Origin of the sequence: Streptomyces sp. NPDC091377 (genome assembly GCF_044757045.1) — a bacterium.
Lineage (GTDB): Bacteria > Actinomycetota > Actinomycetes > Streptomycetales > Streptomycetaceae > Streptomyces.
On record NZ_JBIVUE010000003.1, the window covers coordinates 139,951 to 156,321 of the forward strand.

General features: G+C 71.9%; 15 protein-coding genes. 7 read left to right on the forward strand and 8 right to left on the reverse strand.

Annotated elements, in window-relative coordinates; translation table 11 throughout:
• Positions 1 to 5: 5 nt before the first annotated feature.
• From ACIQNG_RS08365 to ACIQNG_RS08385, 5 genes are all read left to right on the forward strand, one after another.
• Positions 6 to 881, forward strand: coding sequence for a helix-turn-helix domain-containing protein (locus ACIQNG_RS08365; RefSeq protein WP_401483278.1), 876 nt, complete (start codon positions 6 to 8; stop codon positions 879 to 881).
• A gap of 165 nt (positions 882 to 1,046) precedes the next feature.
• Positions 1,047 to 1,910, forward strand: coding sequence for an ABC transporter ATP-binding protein (locus ACIQNG_RS08370; RefSeq protein ID WP_401483279.1), 864 nt, complete (start codon positions 1,047 to 1,049; stop codon positions 1,908 to 1,910).
• Positions 1,911 to 1,969: 59 nt separating this feature from the next.
• A complete protein-coding gene (locus tag ACIQNG_RS08375; RefSeq protein WP_401483281.1) occupies positions 1,970 to 3,043 on the forward strand; it encodes an iron-siderophore ABC transporter substrate-binding protein in 1,074 nt (357 codons plus the stop codon).
• A complete protein-coding gene (locus ACIQNG_RS08380) occupies positions 3,040 to 5,142 on the forward strand; it encodes an iron ABC transporter permease (protein WP_401483283.1) in 2,103 nt (700 codons plus the stop codon). The genes ACIQNG_RS08375 and ACIQNG_RS08380 overlap by 4 nt, the downstream gene beginning before the upstream one ends.
• A gap of 74 nt (positions 5,143 to 5,216) precedes the next feature.
• A complete protein-coding gene (locus ACIQNG_RS08385; protein WP_401483285.1) occupies positions 5,217 to 6,338 on the forward strand; it encodes a peptidase C39 family protein in 1,122 nt (373 codons plus the stop codon).
• Between the two features lie 41 nt (positions 6,339 to 6,379).
• Here ACIQNG_RS08385 and ACIQNG_RS08390 read toward each other — a convergent pair whose 3' ends face one another.
• The gene (locus ACIQNG_RS08390) at positions 6,380 to 7,486 is read right to left on the reverse strand and encodes a hypothetical protein (protein ID WP_401483287.1); all 1,107 of its coding nucleotides are present in this window, start codon (positions 7,484 to 7,486) and stop codon (positions 6,380 to 6,382) included.
• Between the two features lie 213 nt (positions 7,487 to 7,699).
• Entirely contained in the window at positions 7,700 to 8,392 is a 693-nt protein-coding gene (locus ACIQNG_RS08395) for a TetR/AcrR family transcriptional regulator (protein ID WP_401483289.1), read from the reverse strand.
• 408 nt (positions 8,393 to 8,800) lie between these two features.
• Between ACIQNG_RS08395 and ACIQNG_RS08400 the strand changes: the two genes are divergently transcribed.
• Complete coding sequence (locus tag ACIQNG_RS08400; protein WP_401483291.1) at positions 8,801 to 10,096, forward strand: MFS transporter; 1,296 nt, start codon at positions 8,801 to 8,803, stop codon at positions 10,094 to 10,096.
• A gap of 39 nt (positions 10,097 to 10,135) precedes the next feature.
• Here the strand turns inward: ACIQNG_RS08400 and ACIQNG_RS08405 are convergent, their stop codons facing one another.
• The 3 genes from ACIQNG_RS08405 to ACIQNG_RS08415 all read right to left on the reverse strand — a co-directional run bounded on the left by ACIQNG_RS08405 (position 10,136) and on the right by ACIQNG_RS08415 (position 12,666).
• Positions 10,136 to 11,197 carry a threonine aldolase family protein gene (locus ACIQNG_RS08405; protein ID WP_401483293.1) on the reverse strand — a complete coding sequence of 354 codons (1,062 nt, stop codon included), beginning with the start codon at positions 11,195 to 11,197 and terminating at the stop codon, positions 10,136 to 10,138.
• Positions 11,198 to 11,233: 36 nt separating this feature from the next.
• Positions 11,234 to 11,779, reverse strand: a complete 546-nt coding sequence (locus ACIQNG_RS08410; RefSeq protein ID WP_401483295.1) for a helix-turn-helix domain-containing protein — start codon at positions 11,777 to 11,779, stop codon at positions 11,234 to 11,236.
• Positions 11,780 to 12,039: 260 nt separating this feature from the next.
• A complete protein-coding gene (locus ACIQNG_RS08415) occupies positions 12,040 to 12,666 on the reverse strand; it encodes an isochorismatase family protein (RefSeq protein WP_401483297.1) in 627 nt (208 codons plus the stop codon).
• 202 nt (positions 12,667 to 12,868) lie between these two features.
• Here ACIQNG_RS08415 and ACIQNG_RS08420 point away from each other — a divergent pair, with 202 nt between their 5' ends.
• Positions 12,869 to 13,354, forward strand: a complete 486-nt coding sequence (locus ACIQNG_RS08420) for a MarR family winged helix-turn-helix transcriptional regulator (RefSeq protein WP_401483299.1) — start codon at positions 12,869 to 12,871, stop codon at positions 13,352 to 13,354.
• A 151-nt stretch (positions 13,355 to 13,505) separates the two neighbouring features.
• Here the strand turns inward: ACIQNG_RS08420 and ACIQNG_RS08425 are convergent, their stop codons facing one another.
• From ACIQNG_RS08425 to ACIQNG_RS08435, 3 genes are all read right to left on the reverse strand, one after another.
• The gene (locus ACIQNG_RS08425) at positions 13,506 to 14,288 is read right to left on the reverse strand and encodes an SDR family oxidoreductase (RefSeq protein WP_401483300.1); all 783 of its coding nucleotides are present in this window, start codon (positions 14,286 to 14,288) and stop codon (positions 13,506 to 13,508) included.
• Between the two features lie 97 nt (positions 14,289 to 14,385).
• Entirely contained in the window at positions 14,386 to 15,225 is an 840-nt protein-coding gene (locus tag ACIQNG_RS08430) for an SDR family NAD(P)-dependent oxidoreductase (protein WP_401483302.1), read from the reverse strand.
• A 104-nt stretch (positions 15,226 to 15,329) separates the two neighbouring features.
• Positions 15,330 to 16,172 (reverse strand): helix-turn-helix domain-containing protein, encoded by an 843-nt coding sequence (locus ACIQNG_RS08435; RefSeq protein WP_401483304.1) that lies wholly within the window; start codon positions 16,170 to 16,172, stop codon positions 15,330 to 15,332.
• Between the last annotated feature and the right edge of the window lie 199 nt (positions 16,173 to 16,371).

Below are 16,371 nucleotides of genomic sequence, written 5' to 3' on the forward strand. Positions count from 1 at the left end.
TCACCATGGTTCGATCGTCCTGTGGTGAGGCGACCCCCGGGATGTGGCGGCGCGAGGCGGGCACCGCGCTGCGCCGGGCCGAGGCCCTGCCGGAGGAGAGGAGCACCCCCCACGCCATCGTCGCCGGGGTCCAGATCCCCCACGTCCCCACGGAGTGGGCACCGCACGCGCATGCCATGCACGAGCTGGTCTGGGTGCGCGGGGGAACACTGACGTCCCGGGTGGCCGACCGGGTCTTCACCGTCTTCGAGGGCAGCGGGCTGTGGATGCCCGCCGGAGTGGTGCACGGGGGCCGGGCGACGGCGGGCGCGGAGTTCCACGACGCCTTCTTCGCCCCGGACCGCACACCGTTCGCGTTCGGGGAACCGAAGGCGATCACGATGACACCGCTGCTCGAATCACTGCTGACCCATCTGTCCCGCACGGATCTCGACACCGAGGCCAGGGCACGCGCGGAGTCGGTCGTGTTCGACGTGCTCCAGCCGGCGGAGCGCCAGTTCGCCCTGCACCTGCCCGGTGACGCCAGGATCGACCCGATCGCCGAAGCCCTGCTGGACGATCCCGCCGACGGCCGCTCGCTGGAGGAGTGGGCCCGGTCCCTGGAGATCAGCGACCGCACCATCACGCGCGCCTTCCGGCACACGACCGGTCTCTCCTTCGCGCAGTGGCGGCAGATGCTGCGGGTGCACCGGGCGCTGATGCTCCTCTCCGACGGCTTCGATGTGACGACCGTCTCCGAGACACTCGGCTACCGGCAGCCCAGCTCCTTCATCGCGGCCTTCCGGCGGGTCATGGGAACCACGCCGGGCGCGTTCTTCGACCCGGCCGACGGGACCCCAGGCCGTGTCCGGAACGCCGTATCGGATGTCCAGAACGCTTGATTGTCGACTGGGCGGCCGGAATATAACCTTCACCGAGTTAGGCGACCCTTAGTTGCTCCTCGCCGCGAACGGTGTGCTCCGTGCGTGGCCGAGCCGTGCCCCGGCCGGTGAAGGCCGGACGGACGGTGCCGCCGCCTCTGCCCCTGCGACCCTCCGGATCCTTCGATGTTCACCAGCCCCTCCCGGCACGCCGGTCGCCCCGCGACCGACCCCGCCACACCGGTCGCCGCCCTCAGCGGGCACGACCTGGTGCTGCGGTACGGCGGCACGCCGGTCGTCCACGGCGTGTCGATCGCCCTGGAGCCCGGCCGCGTCACCGCCCTGGTGGGGCCGAACGGCAGCGGGAAGTCCACGCTGCTGCGGGCACTGTCCCGACTGCACCGACCGGACGCCGGCCGGGTGACCCTCGGCTCCGGCGACGGGCGACCCGAACGGGACGCGGCCCTGCTCAGCCCCCGCCGGTTCGCCCGCGAGGTCACCCTGTTCTCCCAGTCACGGCCCGCGCCCCAAGGGCTGACGGTCACGGAGGTCGTGGCCTTCGGACGCCACCCCTACCGGCGCGGCTTCGCCGGACAGACCGCCGAGGACCGGACCGCCATCGACCGCGCCATGGGCATCACCGGCGTACAGGACATGGCCGGCCGACCGGTCGGGGAACTCTCCGGCGGGGAGATGCAGCGTGTCTGGCTCGCGGCCTGCCTCGCGCAGGACACCGGCGTCGTGCTGCTGGACGAACCCACCAACCATCTGGACCTGCGCTACCAGTTCGAGACCCTCGACCTGATCCGCGACCTCGTCGAGGAACACGGCATCGCGGTCGGAGTCGTCCTCCACGACCTCGACCAGGCGTCCCGGGTCGCGGACACCCTGGTCCTGATGCACTCCGGCCGGGTCCACGCCGCCGGAGCCCCCGCCGAAGTCCTCACCGCCGAGCACATCGGCGAGGTCTACGACATCCGCGTCGAGGTCGCCGTCGACCCCCGCACGGGCCGCCTCCGTATCGACCCGCTCGGGCGGCACCCCTCCTGAAACAGGAGACCCGCCCCACCCACGCACCCCGAACGAACCGCAAGAAAGAAGGACCCTTCATGAACCGTGCCCGTCGCCTGGCGGCGTCAGCCTCCACGGGGCTCGCCCTCCTCGCCGCAACGGCCTGCGGCACGACCGACGTCGACAAGGCCGAGGCCGAGGCCGCCGGCGGCGGCACCAGCGCGTCGCCCGCGTCGAAGGGCTGTGCCGATGACACCACGGCCACCTCCACCGAACCGGTCTCCTTCAAGGACGGCGTCGGCCGCCAGGTGACGCTCGACAAGCCCGCCGAACGGATCGCGGTCCTCGAATGGCAGCAGATCGAGGACGCGCTGACCCTGTGCGTCACCCCCACCACGGTCGCCGACACGAAGGGCTACAGCACCTATGTCAGCGCGGAGAAGCTGCCCGACGGGGTGACCGACATCGGCACCCGTGAAGAACCCGACCTCGACACCCTCTACGCCGCCAAGCCCGACCTCATCGTCGTGGAGGCGTTCGACGCCGACGACGAGACCATCGCGAAGCTGGAGAAGCGGGGCGTCCCCGTGATGGCCACGCGAGGCGCCGACCCGGCCGACCCGATCGGCAACATGCGCGACGTGTTCAGCATGATCGGCAAGGCGACGGGCCGCACCGAGCGCGCCGACCAGGTGCTCAAGGAGTTCGACCAGCACCTGGCCACCGCCAAGAAGAAGGTCACCGACGCCGAACTGCCGACCAACGACTTCGTGTTCTTCGACGGATGGCTCCAAGGAGGCAACCTCACCGTCCGCCCCTACAGCGACGGCGCCCTCTTCACCGAGATAGGCAAAGAACTCGGCATGAACCCCGCCTGGACCAAGGACGTCAACAAGAAGCACGGAGACGGCGGCGTCGACCCCGCCTACGGCCTCGCGCAGACCGACGTCGAAGGACTCACCGCGGTGGGCAACGCCAACCTCTTCTACGCCAACGACGACGGAGCGGGCGGCTACGTCGAGGCGCTGGAGAAGAACGCGATCTGGAAGTCCCTCCCGGCCGTGAAGGAAGGCCGCGCCCACGCGTTCCCGGCACGGGTGTGGGGCGCCGGCGGTCCGCGCTCCTGCGAGCAGGCGATCGACGCGTACGTCGACGTACTCGACAAGAAGTGAACACACCGCGGACAGCACAACCCGACGGGAGACCGCTGCCGCGCACCGAGCGCGGTGGCGGCCCCGGCGGGGTGTCCGTCCTGGCCCTTCTGCTCCTCGTGACCGCCCTGGTGGGCCTGTGGCACCTGACACAGGGGACCTCGGGCGTCGGCGTCGGCGACCTGGTGCGCCATCTCGCCGGGGAACCGGAGCACACCGAGGGGGCGCCGGTCGGCGAGATCCTCACCGGCTCACGCCTGCCGCGCCTGCTCGCGGGCGTCGCGGTCGGCTTCGCCCTCGGCGTCGCCGGCGCGCTGCTCCAGTCCGTCACCCACAACACGCTCACCTCCCCCGACACCCTCGCGGTCACGGCCGGGTCCTACTTCACGCTCACCCTCGTCGCCGCCTTCGGCCTCTCCGTACCCCTGTGGGCGTCGGGCGCCGTCGCCTTCGCCGGCGGCCTCGTCGCGGCGGCACTCGTGCTGCTCCTCGCCGGCCGGGCCGCGGGCACCGCGGGCACCCGCCTCATCCTCGCCGGATCGGCGACAGCCCTCGCCCTGGACGCGGCGACCGGGATGCTCCTCATCCTGTTCGACCAGAACACGACCGGCCTCTTCGCCTGGGGGAGCGGTTCGCTCGCCCAACTGAACATCGACGCCTCGGCACGCGCCTTCCCCCTCGTGGCCGTGGTGCTGTGCGTCGCCCTGATGCTGTCCCGGCGGCTGGACGTCATGAACCTCGGCGACGACGCCGCGTCCAGCCTCGGCGTGCCGATCCGCACCACCCGGGTGACCGCCGTGATCTGCGCGGTACTCCTGGCCGGCACGGCGGTCACCCTCGCCGGCCCCATCTCCTTCGTCGGCCTCGGCGCCCCCGTCCTGGCCCGGCTGATCGCCGGCCGGGTCCGGGCGCTGCGCCGGCACCTCTTCCTGGTGCCCACGGCCGGGCTGCTCGGCGCGTTGCTCATCCTGCTCGCGGACGCGTCCCTGCGCGCGGTGCAGGGCGCCGACGGGGCCGCCTCCATTCCCACCGGGGTGCCGACCGCGCTGCTCGGCTCCGTCGTGATCGTCGTCCTCGCACTGCGCCTGCGGGACACCGGCCGGCTCCGGCAGCCCCCGCACGCACGGGTCGCCGCCCGGTCACGCCGCGCGTTCCTCCTCGTCGTGTGCGTCGTGCTGATCCTCCTGGCCGGGGCGGCCCTGCTGGCCGTTCTGGCGGGAAGCCTCTGGCTGCGGACGGGGGACCTCGCGCTGTGGTTCCGCGGCACCGCCCCGGACCTGATCGGCATGGCGCTCGACGACCGGGTCCCGCGCGTGACCGCCGCGGTCGTCGCCGGCGCGGCCCTCGGGCTCGCCGGATGCGTCGTACAGGGCGCGGTACGCAACCCGCTCGCGGAGCCGGGCGTGCTCGGCATCACCGCGGGCGCCGGGCTGGGCGCGGCGAGCGTCGTCACCTCCGGCCTGTCCGGCGGACGGCCGGTGCTCGTCGCGGTCGCCGTCGCCGCCGGGCTCGCCACCTTCGCGCTGATCGCCCTGCTGGCCTGGCGCGGTGGCTTCCTGCCCGACCGGTTCGTACTGATCGGCATCGGCTGCGGGTACGGCCTCAGCTCCGTCACCACCTTCCTGCTGCTGCGCGCCGACCCGTACAACACGCCCCGCATCTTCACCTGGCTCTCCGGTACGACCTACGGCCGCACCCTGCCCGACGTCGTACCGGTCGCGGTGGCCCTGGCGCTCGCGCTTCCCGTGCTGGTCGCCCTGCGCGGCCGGCTCGACCTGCTCGCCGTGGACGAGGACACCCCGCGCATCGTCGGCGTCAGGGTGGAACGCACCCGCTTCGTCGCGCTGGCGATCGCCGCCGTGCTCGCGGCGCTCAGTGTGATCGCCGTCGGCGTCGTCGGCTTCGTGGGGCTCGTCGCCCCGCATCTCGCCCGGTCCCTGGTGGGCGCCCGGCACGGCCGCGCGATCCCGGTCGCGATGCTGCTCGGCGGACTGCTGGTGTGCGTGGCCGACGCCCTCGGCCGTACGCTCGTCGCGCCCGCCCAGATCCCGGCGGGCCTCATGATCGCCCTGGTCGGTGCCCCGTACTTCGTGTGGGTGCTCCGCCAGTCCCGCGCATGACATCGGCGGCGACCCGCGCCGACCCGCACATCCCTCACCCCCTTCGCCCTCCCCGATCCGCCAGGAGTACCGGAATGCCCTCCCAGCAGGACACCTCCGTGAAGCCCGTCGTCGTCCCGTTCGAGGCCGGTGTCCCGCCGACCCCGTTGAGGCGGCTCGGCCACCACGAGGTGCTGGAGCGCTGGCACGCGGTCGACCGCTCCGCCCACGCCCCTCACCTCGTGGCCGTCCCGGGGGAGGACGCGGCGGACTGGACCGCCGCCGCGCTGGTGACAGCCCGCCCGCAGACGGCGTACCTGAAGATCGTCGACGCCGTCGGTGACGTTCCGGCGGCCGTCGCGGCCGTCGTGGCCCACGCGCGCGAGCGGGGGCTCGCACAGGTCAAGTGGGAAGGGTGGACGGCACGTCCCGAGGACGCCGCTGCCGCCGGCTTCGCCCCGTCGGCCCCTCCGCTCACCCGGCCGGACGGCACCGAGGGGCCCGCGACCGGGTACGTCCGCTGGCTGCACGACACCACGCTGAGCGAGCCTCCGTACTACCGGCAGACCACGCACTTCACCTGCGGCGCCGTCACCGCCCTGGTCGCCCAGACGCATGCGGGGGCGCTGGCGCGCGAGGAGTTCGACCGCCGGGCCGAACTGACGCTGTGGCGCGACGCGACCAACTTCCCGGTGTGTGAGCCCGTGGGACTGGGCGTCGCCGTGCGCCGGGCGTGGCCGTCGTCCCCCGTCACGGTCCACCTCGACGTGGACCGGCCCGTCCTGATCGACCACCACCCGGAGAGCGAGCAGGAGTGGCGTGCCCACCTCCAACGCATGTCGCGTGCGGACGCCGAACGGATCGGCGTCCCGATCTCCCCCCGTCGCCTCGCCACCGCCGAGGTCCGGAGCACGATCGGCCGAGGGGAACAGGTGCTGCTCCTGGTCTCGCTCGCCGGGATGCAGGGGTTCGACGTGCCGCACTGGGTGCTCTGTCACGGTGCCGTGCCCGGCGCCGTCGTGATCGAGGACCCGTGGGCCAACGCGGCGACGGGGGACACCTGGGTCGACGCCCATCTGCTGCCCGTCCCCGACGCCGCGCTCGACGCGATGTCGACCGTCTCGGCGGACGGCTTCAGCGGCGCGGTGACCATCGGCCGCCCGCAGCGGGGCGGTGCGGCCTCCGCCGGGTCAGAGGGGCACGGTGCCCGACCCTGAGGACGCGACGGCTGTCCGGCCGTTGCCCGACGGGGCGCGGATCAGAACAGGTCTGCCGCTCGTCGGGATGCCAGCTTCTTGAGGATCGCGCGCATCCAAGGGCTGCGGACAGCCGGTAGCCGGACCAGGGTGTGCTGGAACGTTCCCCGGTCGGCGCGGAACAGACGGCCGGGGCGCGGCGGGAGCGGTTCGTCACGCAGCACGTCCCGGGGGATGCCACCCGACGCGGGGACGGGCCGGTACGGCCGGGGAGAGGCCAGCCCCAGCCACACCCCCAGCGGCAGGGGCACCGGATACGCCGATGCGGCCGGGCCCTCGGGGGTCCAGGTCCGACCCGTCCGGGGATGGATCGGTACGAGGAGGACGGCGCCGTCCGGATCGGGAGAGGGCAGTCCCGGCCCGGCGAGGACAGCGCGCCTGCGGGGCGGGCCCGCGGGCAGCAGGGCGTCGAGCGCGCGTCGGAACACCTCCGCGGTCAGACCGTCGGGGACGTCGACCGGCCGGCCCTCGGAGGCCACCAGCAGATGGGCGAGCGCATGGCCGGCTGCCGCTTCCCAGCGCGGACTCCACGACCAGTAGTGGCTCGGTCCGAGGCCCCCTCCCCAGGTGGCGATCGGCTCGAACAGGGCCGTTCTCTCCCCGCTCTCCGCCAGCTCCGTCCAGGGGAGCGGCGCGGGATCGGCGCCCTCGACGGGGACGCGCCGCACGGTGTCCGTGCCGAGCCGTACCGCCTGCCAGAGCGAGCAGTCGTCGATCCGGGCCGCCACGGGCAGGTCACATGCCTCGCAGGCGGTGTTCGGTCCGTCGGCCCCGTCGAGGCCGCAGCAGGAACCGCCCCCGTTCTCGGGCATGATCCGGGTGCCGCGGAGGTCACCGGGTGCGATGACGAACGCCCCGGCCGTCCTGCGGGACAGGGCATGGACGGGCGCGTGGACACCGCGTGCCTCGGCCTCGCCCGGTTCGAGTTCGTTCCACAGCCGCCACGGCCCTCCCCAGGGGTCCGGGTCCGAGGCGAAGGTCCCCGACTCCATGAGCACCGGGAGCTGGGCCCCGTTCCCGTACTGCTGACGGGCGTGGACCGGCAGGCACACCTCGGACAGGGGGACGGTCAGGGTGGCATCGCACCCCGCGCAGGCGAAAACGTGCAAAGGTCCCTCCGCAGGGGTGGTACGCCCTGTCGGTCAGGGCGCTGAGCACGCTCACCTTCTCTCGTCCACCGGACCGAGGGCCGTGGATTTTCGGGATCACGCCGAACCGTCTGGACGCAGCCGTGCGACCTATGCGGAGAAGGTATCTCCACATAGGGGTCATGGCAATGCCCCGGCGGAAGGGTGTGGAACGCGGTCGCGGCACCGCGCTGATCAGTGCCGGGGCGGAACGGGCCCGGCGGTCGGGAGGCCCATCAGCTCCTCCACCGTCCGGTTGCCCAGGCTCTGCGTCGTCAGGGGGCGGTTGTCCGGGCGCCGGCGCAGGCCCTCCAGCAGGATCTCCAGGTAGCGGCGCCAGATCTCGGGCCGCCGGCCCTGTGCGAACTGGGTCGCGGCGCTCAGCATCTCCTGGATGACGGGGATGTCGGAGGGGGTCACCTCCGCGCGGAGGTCGCCGCTCTCCTGGGCGCGGCGGATCAGGGCTTCCAGGAAGGGGAGCATCCCGCCGCGCGCCGACTCGATGGGCCCGGAACTGTGGCTGCCCAGCATGATCACTTCATGGAGGCCGCGGTTCTCGGCCAGGTCGGCCGTCATCTCCGTCAGGAAGTCCACGAACCCCTGCCAGGGATCCGGATGCTCCAGGGCCCTCCGCGCGGAGAGCTGCCGCAGGGCGAGGTCCTGCTCGAAGAGGGCCCGCACGAGCGCCTCCTTGTTGGGGAAGCGGCGGTACACGGTGCCGACCCCGACCCCGGCCTCGTGGGCCACGTCGTCGAGGGTGACGCCGAGCCCGCGCCGGCCGAAGATCTCGCGCGCCGCGCGCAGGATCCGCTCCCGGTTGAGCGCCGCGTCGCGCCTCAGCGGACGGTCACCGTCCCGTGGGCTGCTGGACCGGGAACCGTCGTTCATGGGCCCAGGGTAGCCCTGCGGTTCAACCACCGCGTTCCGCACTCTTGACACGGGTAGTGCGGCTGCCTTTACTTACCAATCATCAAACGACCAATCGTTCGGTCGGTACATCCGGGGCGCTACAGCAGCCGTGCGGTCCGAGCGTCTGTGCCGACATGACGCACGACCTGGTCGGACGATGTCATTCCTTCTGCGCCACGCCGGTCCCTCAGTCGGCCCCACCCTGCCCGCCGACCGGACCCGTCGTGAGCTGAGGCGAGGAAGACCACCAGAACTGCCTCGATCCGCACATCAACCGAGCGTGGCCGTCCCCCGGTTCGCTCCGTCATGCCGAGACGCCGAGCCGTCATGTCGTCATGCCGGGACGCGGGCCGCGGCCGTGCGCGTTCCCCCTGTCAGGAGACAGCAGTGACCATCGATCAGAGATCCTCCGAGACGGCTGCGCGGAAGCCGGTTCGCCCGCTGCGGGTGGCCACGGCCAGTTTCATCGGAACCGCCATCGAGTGGTACGACTACTTCATCTACGGCATGGCCGCGGCCATCGCGTTCGGCCCGCTGTTCTTCCCGTCGGTGTCCCCGGCCGCCGGAACGCTGGCCGCGTTCGCCACGTACTCGGTCGGATTCGCGGCCCGTCCCATCGGCGGGATCATCATGGGTCACTTCGGTGACCGGGTCGGCCGTAAGTCCATGCTGGTGCTGTCGCTGCTCACCATGGGGCTCGCCACCGTGGGGATCGGGCTGCTGCCGACGTACGAGACCATCGGTGTCTGGGCGCCGGTCCTGCTGGTCACCCTGCGGTTCATCCAGGGACTCGGGGTCGGTGGCGAGTGGGGCGGTGCCGTGCTCATGGCCGTCGAACACGCCCCGGACCGCAAGAAGGCGTTCTACGGAAGCTTCCCGCAGATGGGTGTGCCGGGCGGACTCATCGTCGCCAATCTGGTGTTCCTCGCCCTCACCAACAACCTCAGCAACGAAGCCTTCCTGGACTGGGGTTGGCGCATCCCGTTCCTGGCCAGCGCCGTCATGGTCGTGGCCGGACTGGTGATCCGGCTGACCCTCTCGGAGAGCCCCGAGTTCCAGGAGGTCAAGAAGACGGACTCCGGGCAGCGGATGCCGCTGGTCACCGTGGTGCGGGACAGCTGGAAGGAAGTGCTGCTGTCCGCCGGGGCCTTCATCGGCATCAACGCGGTCGGCTACATCTTCATGGCCTACCTCCTGTCGTACACCACTGCGGTACTGGAGTTGAGCAGGAACCTCATCCTCACCTTCACGCTCATCGCGTCCCTGGTCTGGCTCGCCGTCATCCCCTGGGCCTCCGCCCTGTCGGACCGGCACGGCCGGCGGAAGGTGCTCATGGTCGGGTCCGTCGGGCTCGTCGGTTCCACCCTGCTGCTCTTCCCCATGATCAACACGGCCGACTCCGCCCTCATCCTGATCGCGCTCCTGATCACCGCCGTGTTCATGGGGGTCGTCTACGGGCCGATAGCAGCGCTGTTCTCGGAACTCTTCAAGGCGGAGGTGCGCTACAGCGGGGCCTCGCTCGGCTACCAGATCGGATCGATCCTGGGCGGCGGCATCGCCCCGACCGTGGCGACCGGTCTCTACAACAGCTGGGAGTCGACCGTACCCATCAGCCTGTATCTCACCGGGGTGACGCTGGTCAGCCTCGGCTGCGTATGGCTGGTCACCCGGCGGACGGACTGACGCGCACCGCACCACGGGCGCCTGTGTGCCGGGTGGGCCTCAGGCGCTGTGGCGGCGCACCGCGTCGAGGAACTGGTCGATGTCGTCGCCGTCGTGGGAGAAGGCGGTGACGAGGCGGACGGTGCCCGGCTCCCAGCGGTCGTGGTAGAAGGCGTACCCCTCGGCGAGGAGGGCGTCGGTGAGGTGCCGGGGGAGGCGGCAGAAGACGATGTTGGCCTGCGGGGCGGCCAGGAGGGTGATGCCGGGGACGGCTTTGAGGCCGTCCCCGAGACGGGTCGCCATGGCGTTGGCCCGGCGGGCGTTGGCCAGCCACAGCCCGTCGGTGAGGTAGGCGTCGAGCTGGGCCGTCTGGAAGCGCATCTTGGAGGTGAGCTGGCCGGCCCGCTTGGCGCGGAAGGCGAGTTCGGCGGAGAGGGCGGGGTCGAAGGAGACGACGGCGTCGGCGGTCATCGCCCCGTTCTTGGTGGCGCCGAAGGACAGGACGTCGACACCCGCCTTCCAGGTCATCTCGGCCGGGGTGGCCCCGAGGTGGGCCAGGGCGTTGGCGAAGCGCGCGCCGTCCATGTGCACGCGCAGGCCCGCGTCCCCGGCGATCGAGGACAGCCGGCGGATCTCCTCGACGGTGTGGACGCCGCCGCTCTCGGTGGCCTGACTGATGCTCACCACGGACGGCTGCACGCTGTGGACGTCTCCCGCGCGCCGCCGCACCGCCGCCCGCAGGGCCTCGGGGTCCATCCGGCCCGCGACACCGGGGATCGCGACGAGCTTGGCGCCACCCGTGAAGAACTCCGGGGCACCGCATTCGTCGTGATGGAGGTGACTGTCGTGATGGGCGAGGACGCTGCCCCACGACGGGGTGAGAGCGGCCAGGGCCAGACCGTTGGCGGCCGAGCCGGTGGAGACGGGGAAGACGTCGACGTCCCGCTCGAAGATCTCGCCGAACCTGCGGCGGGCCCGCTCGCTGAAGGGGTCGTTGCCGTAGGGCAGGACCTGTCCTACGGCGGCTTCGGCGACGGCGCGGGCTATCGGCGGGGCGGCTCCGGCCATGTTGTCGCTGATGAACGACAGACCGGAGGGCGTGGTGGCGATGGCGGTGTTCATGGGTGGGGTGCCCCCCTCTCAGACGGGTCGGGCTTCTCAGGTGCTGATGGGGGAGGCGAAGACGACGGTGATGTCCACCGCGTCGGCGCCGGTGCGGTAGAAGTGCGGGGCGTCACCGGCGAAGGCGAGCATGTCGCCGGGGCCGAGGTCCCGCGGGGCGTCGACGGGTCCCGCGGTGACGTGCCCGGTGGAGATGAGCAGATGCTCGATGGTGCCGGTGGCGTGCGGGACCCCGGCCAGCTCGGTCTCGGGCCGGATGCGCAGCCGCCAGATCTCCAGGCTGTTGCCGCTGCTGATGCGGCGCAGCAACTCGCGGGTGACTACGCCGGGTTCGGCGTCCGTGCCCGGCCGGTGGACCGGGCCGGTGTCGGCGTCGCGCGCGAGCAGGTCCGCGATCGGGATGCGCAGGGCGATCGCGATGGCGTCCAGGGTGTCGATGGTCGGGTTGCCCTTGCCCGCCTCCAGTTGCGACAGCGTGGCCTTGCTCAGCCCGGCCCGGCGTGCCATCTCCGCGGCGCTCATGCCGCGCTGCTGACGGCGCAGCCGGATCTTCGCGCCGACCGCGGCGGCCGTACTGCTCACCGGCTGGCGCCCGGTCCCGGACGGCGGGCTCATCGGCGGCCCCCAGCATGGTCGGGGGTGTGATCTGAGTGAACCATGCGTTCACTATAACAGCCGTTGCCTGGTTTGATGGACCCTGAGTTTATTTAAATGAACGCCGAGGTGGTGGGTCCGTGTGATCGACGGGTGTCGGGAAGGGCGTCGGGGGGGGGGGGTGTCTGCGGGGGCGTGACCGCCGGATCACCCCCGACCGCTCGGCCGGGGGTGATCCGGCGCGGTGCTCAGGACCGGTGGGCGGCGGCGATCTGGCCGACCAGGACGGCGAACGGCATGTCGAGAGCGGCGTAGACGGCGCCGGACTCGGGGGCGGCGTTGTCCGCCAGCGCCTCGACCATCAGCGTGGCGTAGTCGCTGACGGTCACGCCGGCCTGCTGCATCCGGGCCAGCCCGGCCTCGCGCTTGGCCTGGCTGAAGGTGCCGGAGGCGTCCAGGGCGACGTAGGCGTGGTAGCCGGCGGCCGTCGCGGCGTACGCGGGCAGGGCCGCGCACACTTCGAGGGACACCCCGGCGAAGATCAGCTTCTGGCGGCCGGTGGCCTCGATGGCCTCGCGGACCCGGTCGTCGTGCCAGGCGTTGACCGAGCTGCGGTCGATGATCTTCTGGCCGGCCGGAAGGGCCTCGACCAGCTCGGGGGCGGTGGGTCCCCACATGCTCTCGGCCGCCGTGGTGGTCACGACCAGCGGGATGCCCAGCGCGGTCGCCGCCCGCGCCAACGAGGCCACGTTGTGCTTCAGCTCGGCGACCGGGATGTCCCGGACCCCGGAGAGCAGGCCGACCTGATGGTCGACCAGGACCACGGCGGCGTTGTCGCGGGTGACCAGCTCCAGGTACGTGCTGCGCTCGCTCATGTTTCTTCTCCCTAGGATTTAGTCACTAATCTTGATAGTCAATTTTGATGACGACTTGGAATGTAGGCGAACATCGCCCATGTGGCAAGCGGCAGTTGGGCCGGGGCGGGGCACCACCCGGCCGGGCGGCTAAACTCGCCGGTCGGACCACCCGGGGTGGGACCGCGGACCTACGGCGGTACGAGGCAGACGGACGGAAGAGGTGAGGGCATTGACCGGCGACCGGCGGACCGGGGCGGAACCGGGACCGGAACCGGATCTCGGGGTGCTCGCCGCCCGGGTCCTGTTCTCCGTCCAGCGCGAGCTGTTCACCACCCTCGCCGAGCAGGGCTTCGACGACATCCAGCCACGCTCGGGGGCCGTCCTCGCCCATCTGCGCCCCGAGGGCGTCCGCGCCAGCGAACTGGCCCGGCTGTCCGGGCAGCACAAGCAGGTCGTCGGCTCACTCGTCGACGACCTGGAGCGCCTCGGCTACGTCGAACGCGCCCCCGACCCCGACGACCGCCGCGCCAAGCTGGTCCGCCCCACCGAGCGCGGTCTGCTCCAGATGGAGACGGCCGCCGCCATCATGCGCGCGATCGAGGAACGGCACGCGAAGGCCCTGGGCGAGGAGCCGTACGCCGCCTTCAAGGAAGCCCTGAAGCAGGTGGCGCAGGGTCAGAGCGGGGCGGTCGAGAGACCGAACTGAGCGGCGGCGGAGCGCGGGCCCGCCGGTCTTCGGGCCGGCGCTCCACCGGTCGTGGGGCGACGCGCGGCTCGGGCGTGGCGCCGCGATGGCCCGGGCTCGATCGAACCTGCCCCGGTCGGTCACCCCGGCGCGGTGGAGAAGCTGATCGCCCTCAGATGGCCTGGGCGGTCGGCATGATGGTGATCTCCGTGAGGTTGACATGACGCGGGACGGCGGCCATGAAGGCGATGGTCTCCGCGATGTCGGCGCACTGAAGGACGTCGATGTCGTGGATGAGGTCCGCCATCAGCTTCGAGGCGTCGGGGTCGGTGACGTGGTCGGGGAGTTCGGTGTCGACCATGCCGGGTTCGACGGTGGCCACCCGGACCATCTTGGGGCCGAGTTCGACGCGGAGCAGCCGGGTCAGATGGCTGATGTACGCCTTGGTGCCGGAGTAGACGGAGAACTTCTCCAGGATGCGGGTGGCCGCGATGGACGAGGTGTTGATCAGGTCGGCGGCCCCGCCCTGCGCGGCGGAGGCGGTCAGGTGGGGGAGGAACGCGGCGATCACGTTCATCAGGCCGCCGATGTTGAGGTCGATCTGGCGCTGCCACTCGTCGACCTTGAGTTCCTCGATGCCGGAGATGAGCTGGACACCGGCGTTGTTGAACACCAGGTCGGCGTGGCCGAAGCGGGCGGCGACCTGGTCGGCGGCGCTCTGGACGGCGGCACGGTCGGTGACGTCGACGGCCAGGGCGAACGCCGTGCCGCCGGCGGCCTCGACGCTCTTGACGACCTCGTTCAGCTTGTCCTCGCGGCGGGCGAGCACGACCACGGTGGCGCCGAGTTCGGCGAGGCGCCGGGCGGTGACGGCGCCCATGCCGCTGGAGGCGCCGGAGACGACGGCGACACGGCCGGTGAGCGGGGTACCGGTGAGCAGGGCAGCGGACATCACAGAACCTCAATCTCTGGGATCGGAAAGGCCCGAGGGGGGATGAGCCGGGCCGGTCGGAGGGGGTGCGGGGACGCGAGGGCGAGGCTGCCCCGGGGTGTCAGGCGGCGTCGTCGTGGGCGGTCGCGGCGGACTTCTCGCGCCACGGGGCGAGATCGTCGCGCACCTGCTGATACTTGACGTCGAGCCGCTCAAGGGTGTCGCGCCCGAGGTAGAGGTGGGTGGGCAGCTTCTCGGCGGACGCGACCTCCACGATCAGGGCGGCGCCCTTGACCGGGTCGCCGAGCTGGGCGTGGTTGGCGCGGTCGATCCAGTCCAGTGTCACGTGCGCCGGGGTGCCGTCGTAGTCGGCGATGCGGTGCGCGGCGACCGAGAGCGAGCTGGAGTCGAGGAAGTCGGTGCGGAAGACGCCCGGCTCGACCACCATCGACTGGATCCCGAACGGGGCCATCTCGGCGGAGAGCGCCTCACTGATGCCGGCGACGGCGAACTTGGACGCGGAGTACATGCTGACGCCGGGCTCACCCTCGAAGCCCGAGCGGGAACCGAGGTGCACCAGCCTGCCGGCCCCCTGCTCACGCATGACGGGCAGCACGGCACGGGTGACGTTGATCAGGCCGAAGACGTTGAGGTCGAACAGCGAGCGGGCCTCCGCGTCGGTGATCTCCTCCAGGGCGCCGAGCAGACCGCGCCCGGCGTTGTTCACCAGGACGTCGATGCCGCCGAACCGGTCCACCGCGGCCCCGACCGCCCCGGGGATGCTGTCGTGGTCCGTGACGTCCAGGGCGACCGCGAGGACCCGGTCGGAGTTCTTCAGGTCGTCCGGCACCCCGTCCGGGTCGCGTACGGCGACCACGACCTCGTTGCCGTCCGCCAGGGCGGCGCGGGCGATCTCCGCTCCGATACCGCGGGAGGCGCCGGTGATGAACCACGTAGCCATGGGAAAACCTCTTTCGTCGATTCCCCTTCGCGGGGATCTCCTGCTGACGTCTTCGAGTCTGGCCGCCGGCCACGGCGCCATGAAGGCCGTGCTTTTCCTGGGAGTCACACACCCAGGGACGACAGGCCCAGCAGCGCCAGACCGTCGGCGGACGGTGAGCCCGGCTCGGCCTGGAGGACGACCAGGTGCTGTCCCGGCGCGCTGCGGATGTCGAGCGCCTCGTACCGCAGCTCCAGATCTCCCACCACGGAGTGGTGCACCCGCTGGACCTCACCCGGCGGGATCCACGGGTACTCCCGGGCCCACAGCGAGCGGAACTCGCCGCTGCACACCGACAGTTCACCCACGAGTTCCCGGACGCGGGGATCCTCCGGTGCGCTCGCGGCCGTCCGCCGGAGAGCGGCGACCGCGCGACGCATGGCCCGCTCCGGGTCCCGGTGGAAGGTCTTCGCCGCCGGGTCCAGGAAGAGCATGCGCAGGACGTTGTCGCGCTGGGCGAAGTCACCGTGGAGCGCGTCGGCCAGGGCGTTGCTGGCCAGCAGGTCCTGGGCGTGGCCGACGACATAGGCCGGTGTCCCGGTCCAGCTCTCGATCAGGTGCCGCAGATGCGGGCGGACCCGCTCGACCCGCGCCCGCGGTGTCGTACGGCGGGACGACGGCCGGGCCAGCCGGAACAGCTCCCCCCTGTCCCGGTCGCCCAGTTGCAGCGCGCGGGCGACGGCCTCCAGCACCCGGGGGGAGGGGCTGACCTCACGCCCCTGCTCAAGACGGCTGTAGTAGCCCGGGCTGACCCCGGCGAGCAGCGCGACCTCGTCACGCCGCAGACCGGGCACCCGCCGCCGGCCCGCCACGGACAGTCCGGCCGCGGTGGGGCTGAGGCGCTCCCTGCGGGAGCGCAGGAACCCGCCCAGCCCGCCGGCCGGGTCGGGGCGTGTGCTGCTGTCCATACCGCCAAGGCTAGGCGGGGAGTGCCCGGCGAAGTGCTGCCGACGGTGGGTGCGTCACACCCAGGAACGCGCACACCCCTCGGGAGACGACAGCGCACGACGGCCCAGGACAGGTGTCCGGGCAGAGGTCCGGGCAGAGGTCCGGGCAGAGGTCCGGGCAGAGGTCCGGGCAGTGTCCGGGCAGAGGTCCGGCGGGTGT

Excerpts from the sequence above, each read along its gene's own strand:
- ACIQNG_RS08365 (WP_401483278.1), top strand. The coding sequence starts at position 6 with ATGGTTCGATCGTCCTGTGGTGAGGCGACCCCCGGGATGTGGCGGCGC.
- ACIQNG_RS08385 (WP_401483285.1), top strand. The coding sequence starts at position 5,217 with ATGCCCTCCCAGCAGGACACCTCCGTGAAGCCCGTCGTCGTCCCGTTC.
- ACIQNG_RS08395 (WP_401483289.1), bottom strand. The coding sequence starts at position 8,392 with ATGAACGACGGTTCCCGGTCCAGCAGCCCACGGGACGGTGACCGTCCG.
- ACIQNG_RS08375 (WP_401483281.1), top strand. The coding sequence starts at position 1,970 with ATGAACCGTGCCCGTCGCCTGGCGGCGTCAGCCTCCACGGGGCTCGCC.
- ACIQNG_RS08430 (WP_401483302.1), bottom strand. The coding sequence starts at position 15,225 with ATGGCTACGTGGTTCATCACCGGCGCCTCCCGCGGTATCGGAGCGGAG.
- ACIQNG_RS08435 (WP_401483304.1), bottom strand. The coding sequence starts at position 16,172 with ATGGACAGCAGCACACGCCCCGACCCGGCCGGCGGGCTGGGCGGGTTC.
- ACIQNG_RS08405 (WP_401483293.1), bottom strand. The coding sequence starts at position 11,197 with ATGAACACCGCCATCGCCACCACGCCCTCCGGTCTGTCGTTCATCAGC.
- ACIQNG_RS08370 (WP_401483279.1), top strand. The coding sequence starts at position 1,047 with ATGTTCACCAGCCCCTCCCGGCACGCCGGTCGCCCCGCGACCGACCCC.
- ACIQNG_RS08415 (WP_401483297.1), bottom strand. The coding sequence starts at position 12,666 with ATGAGCGAGCGCAGCACGTACCTGGAGCTGGTCACCCGCGACAACGCC.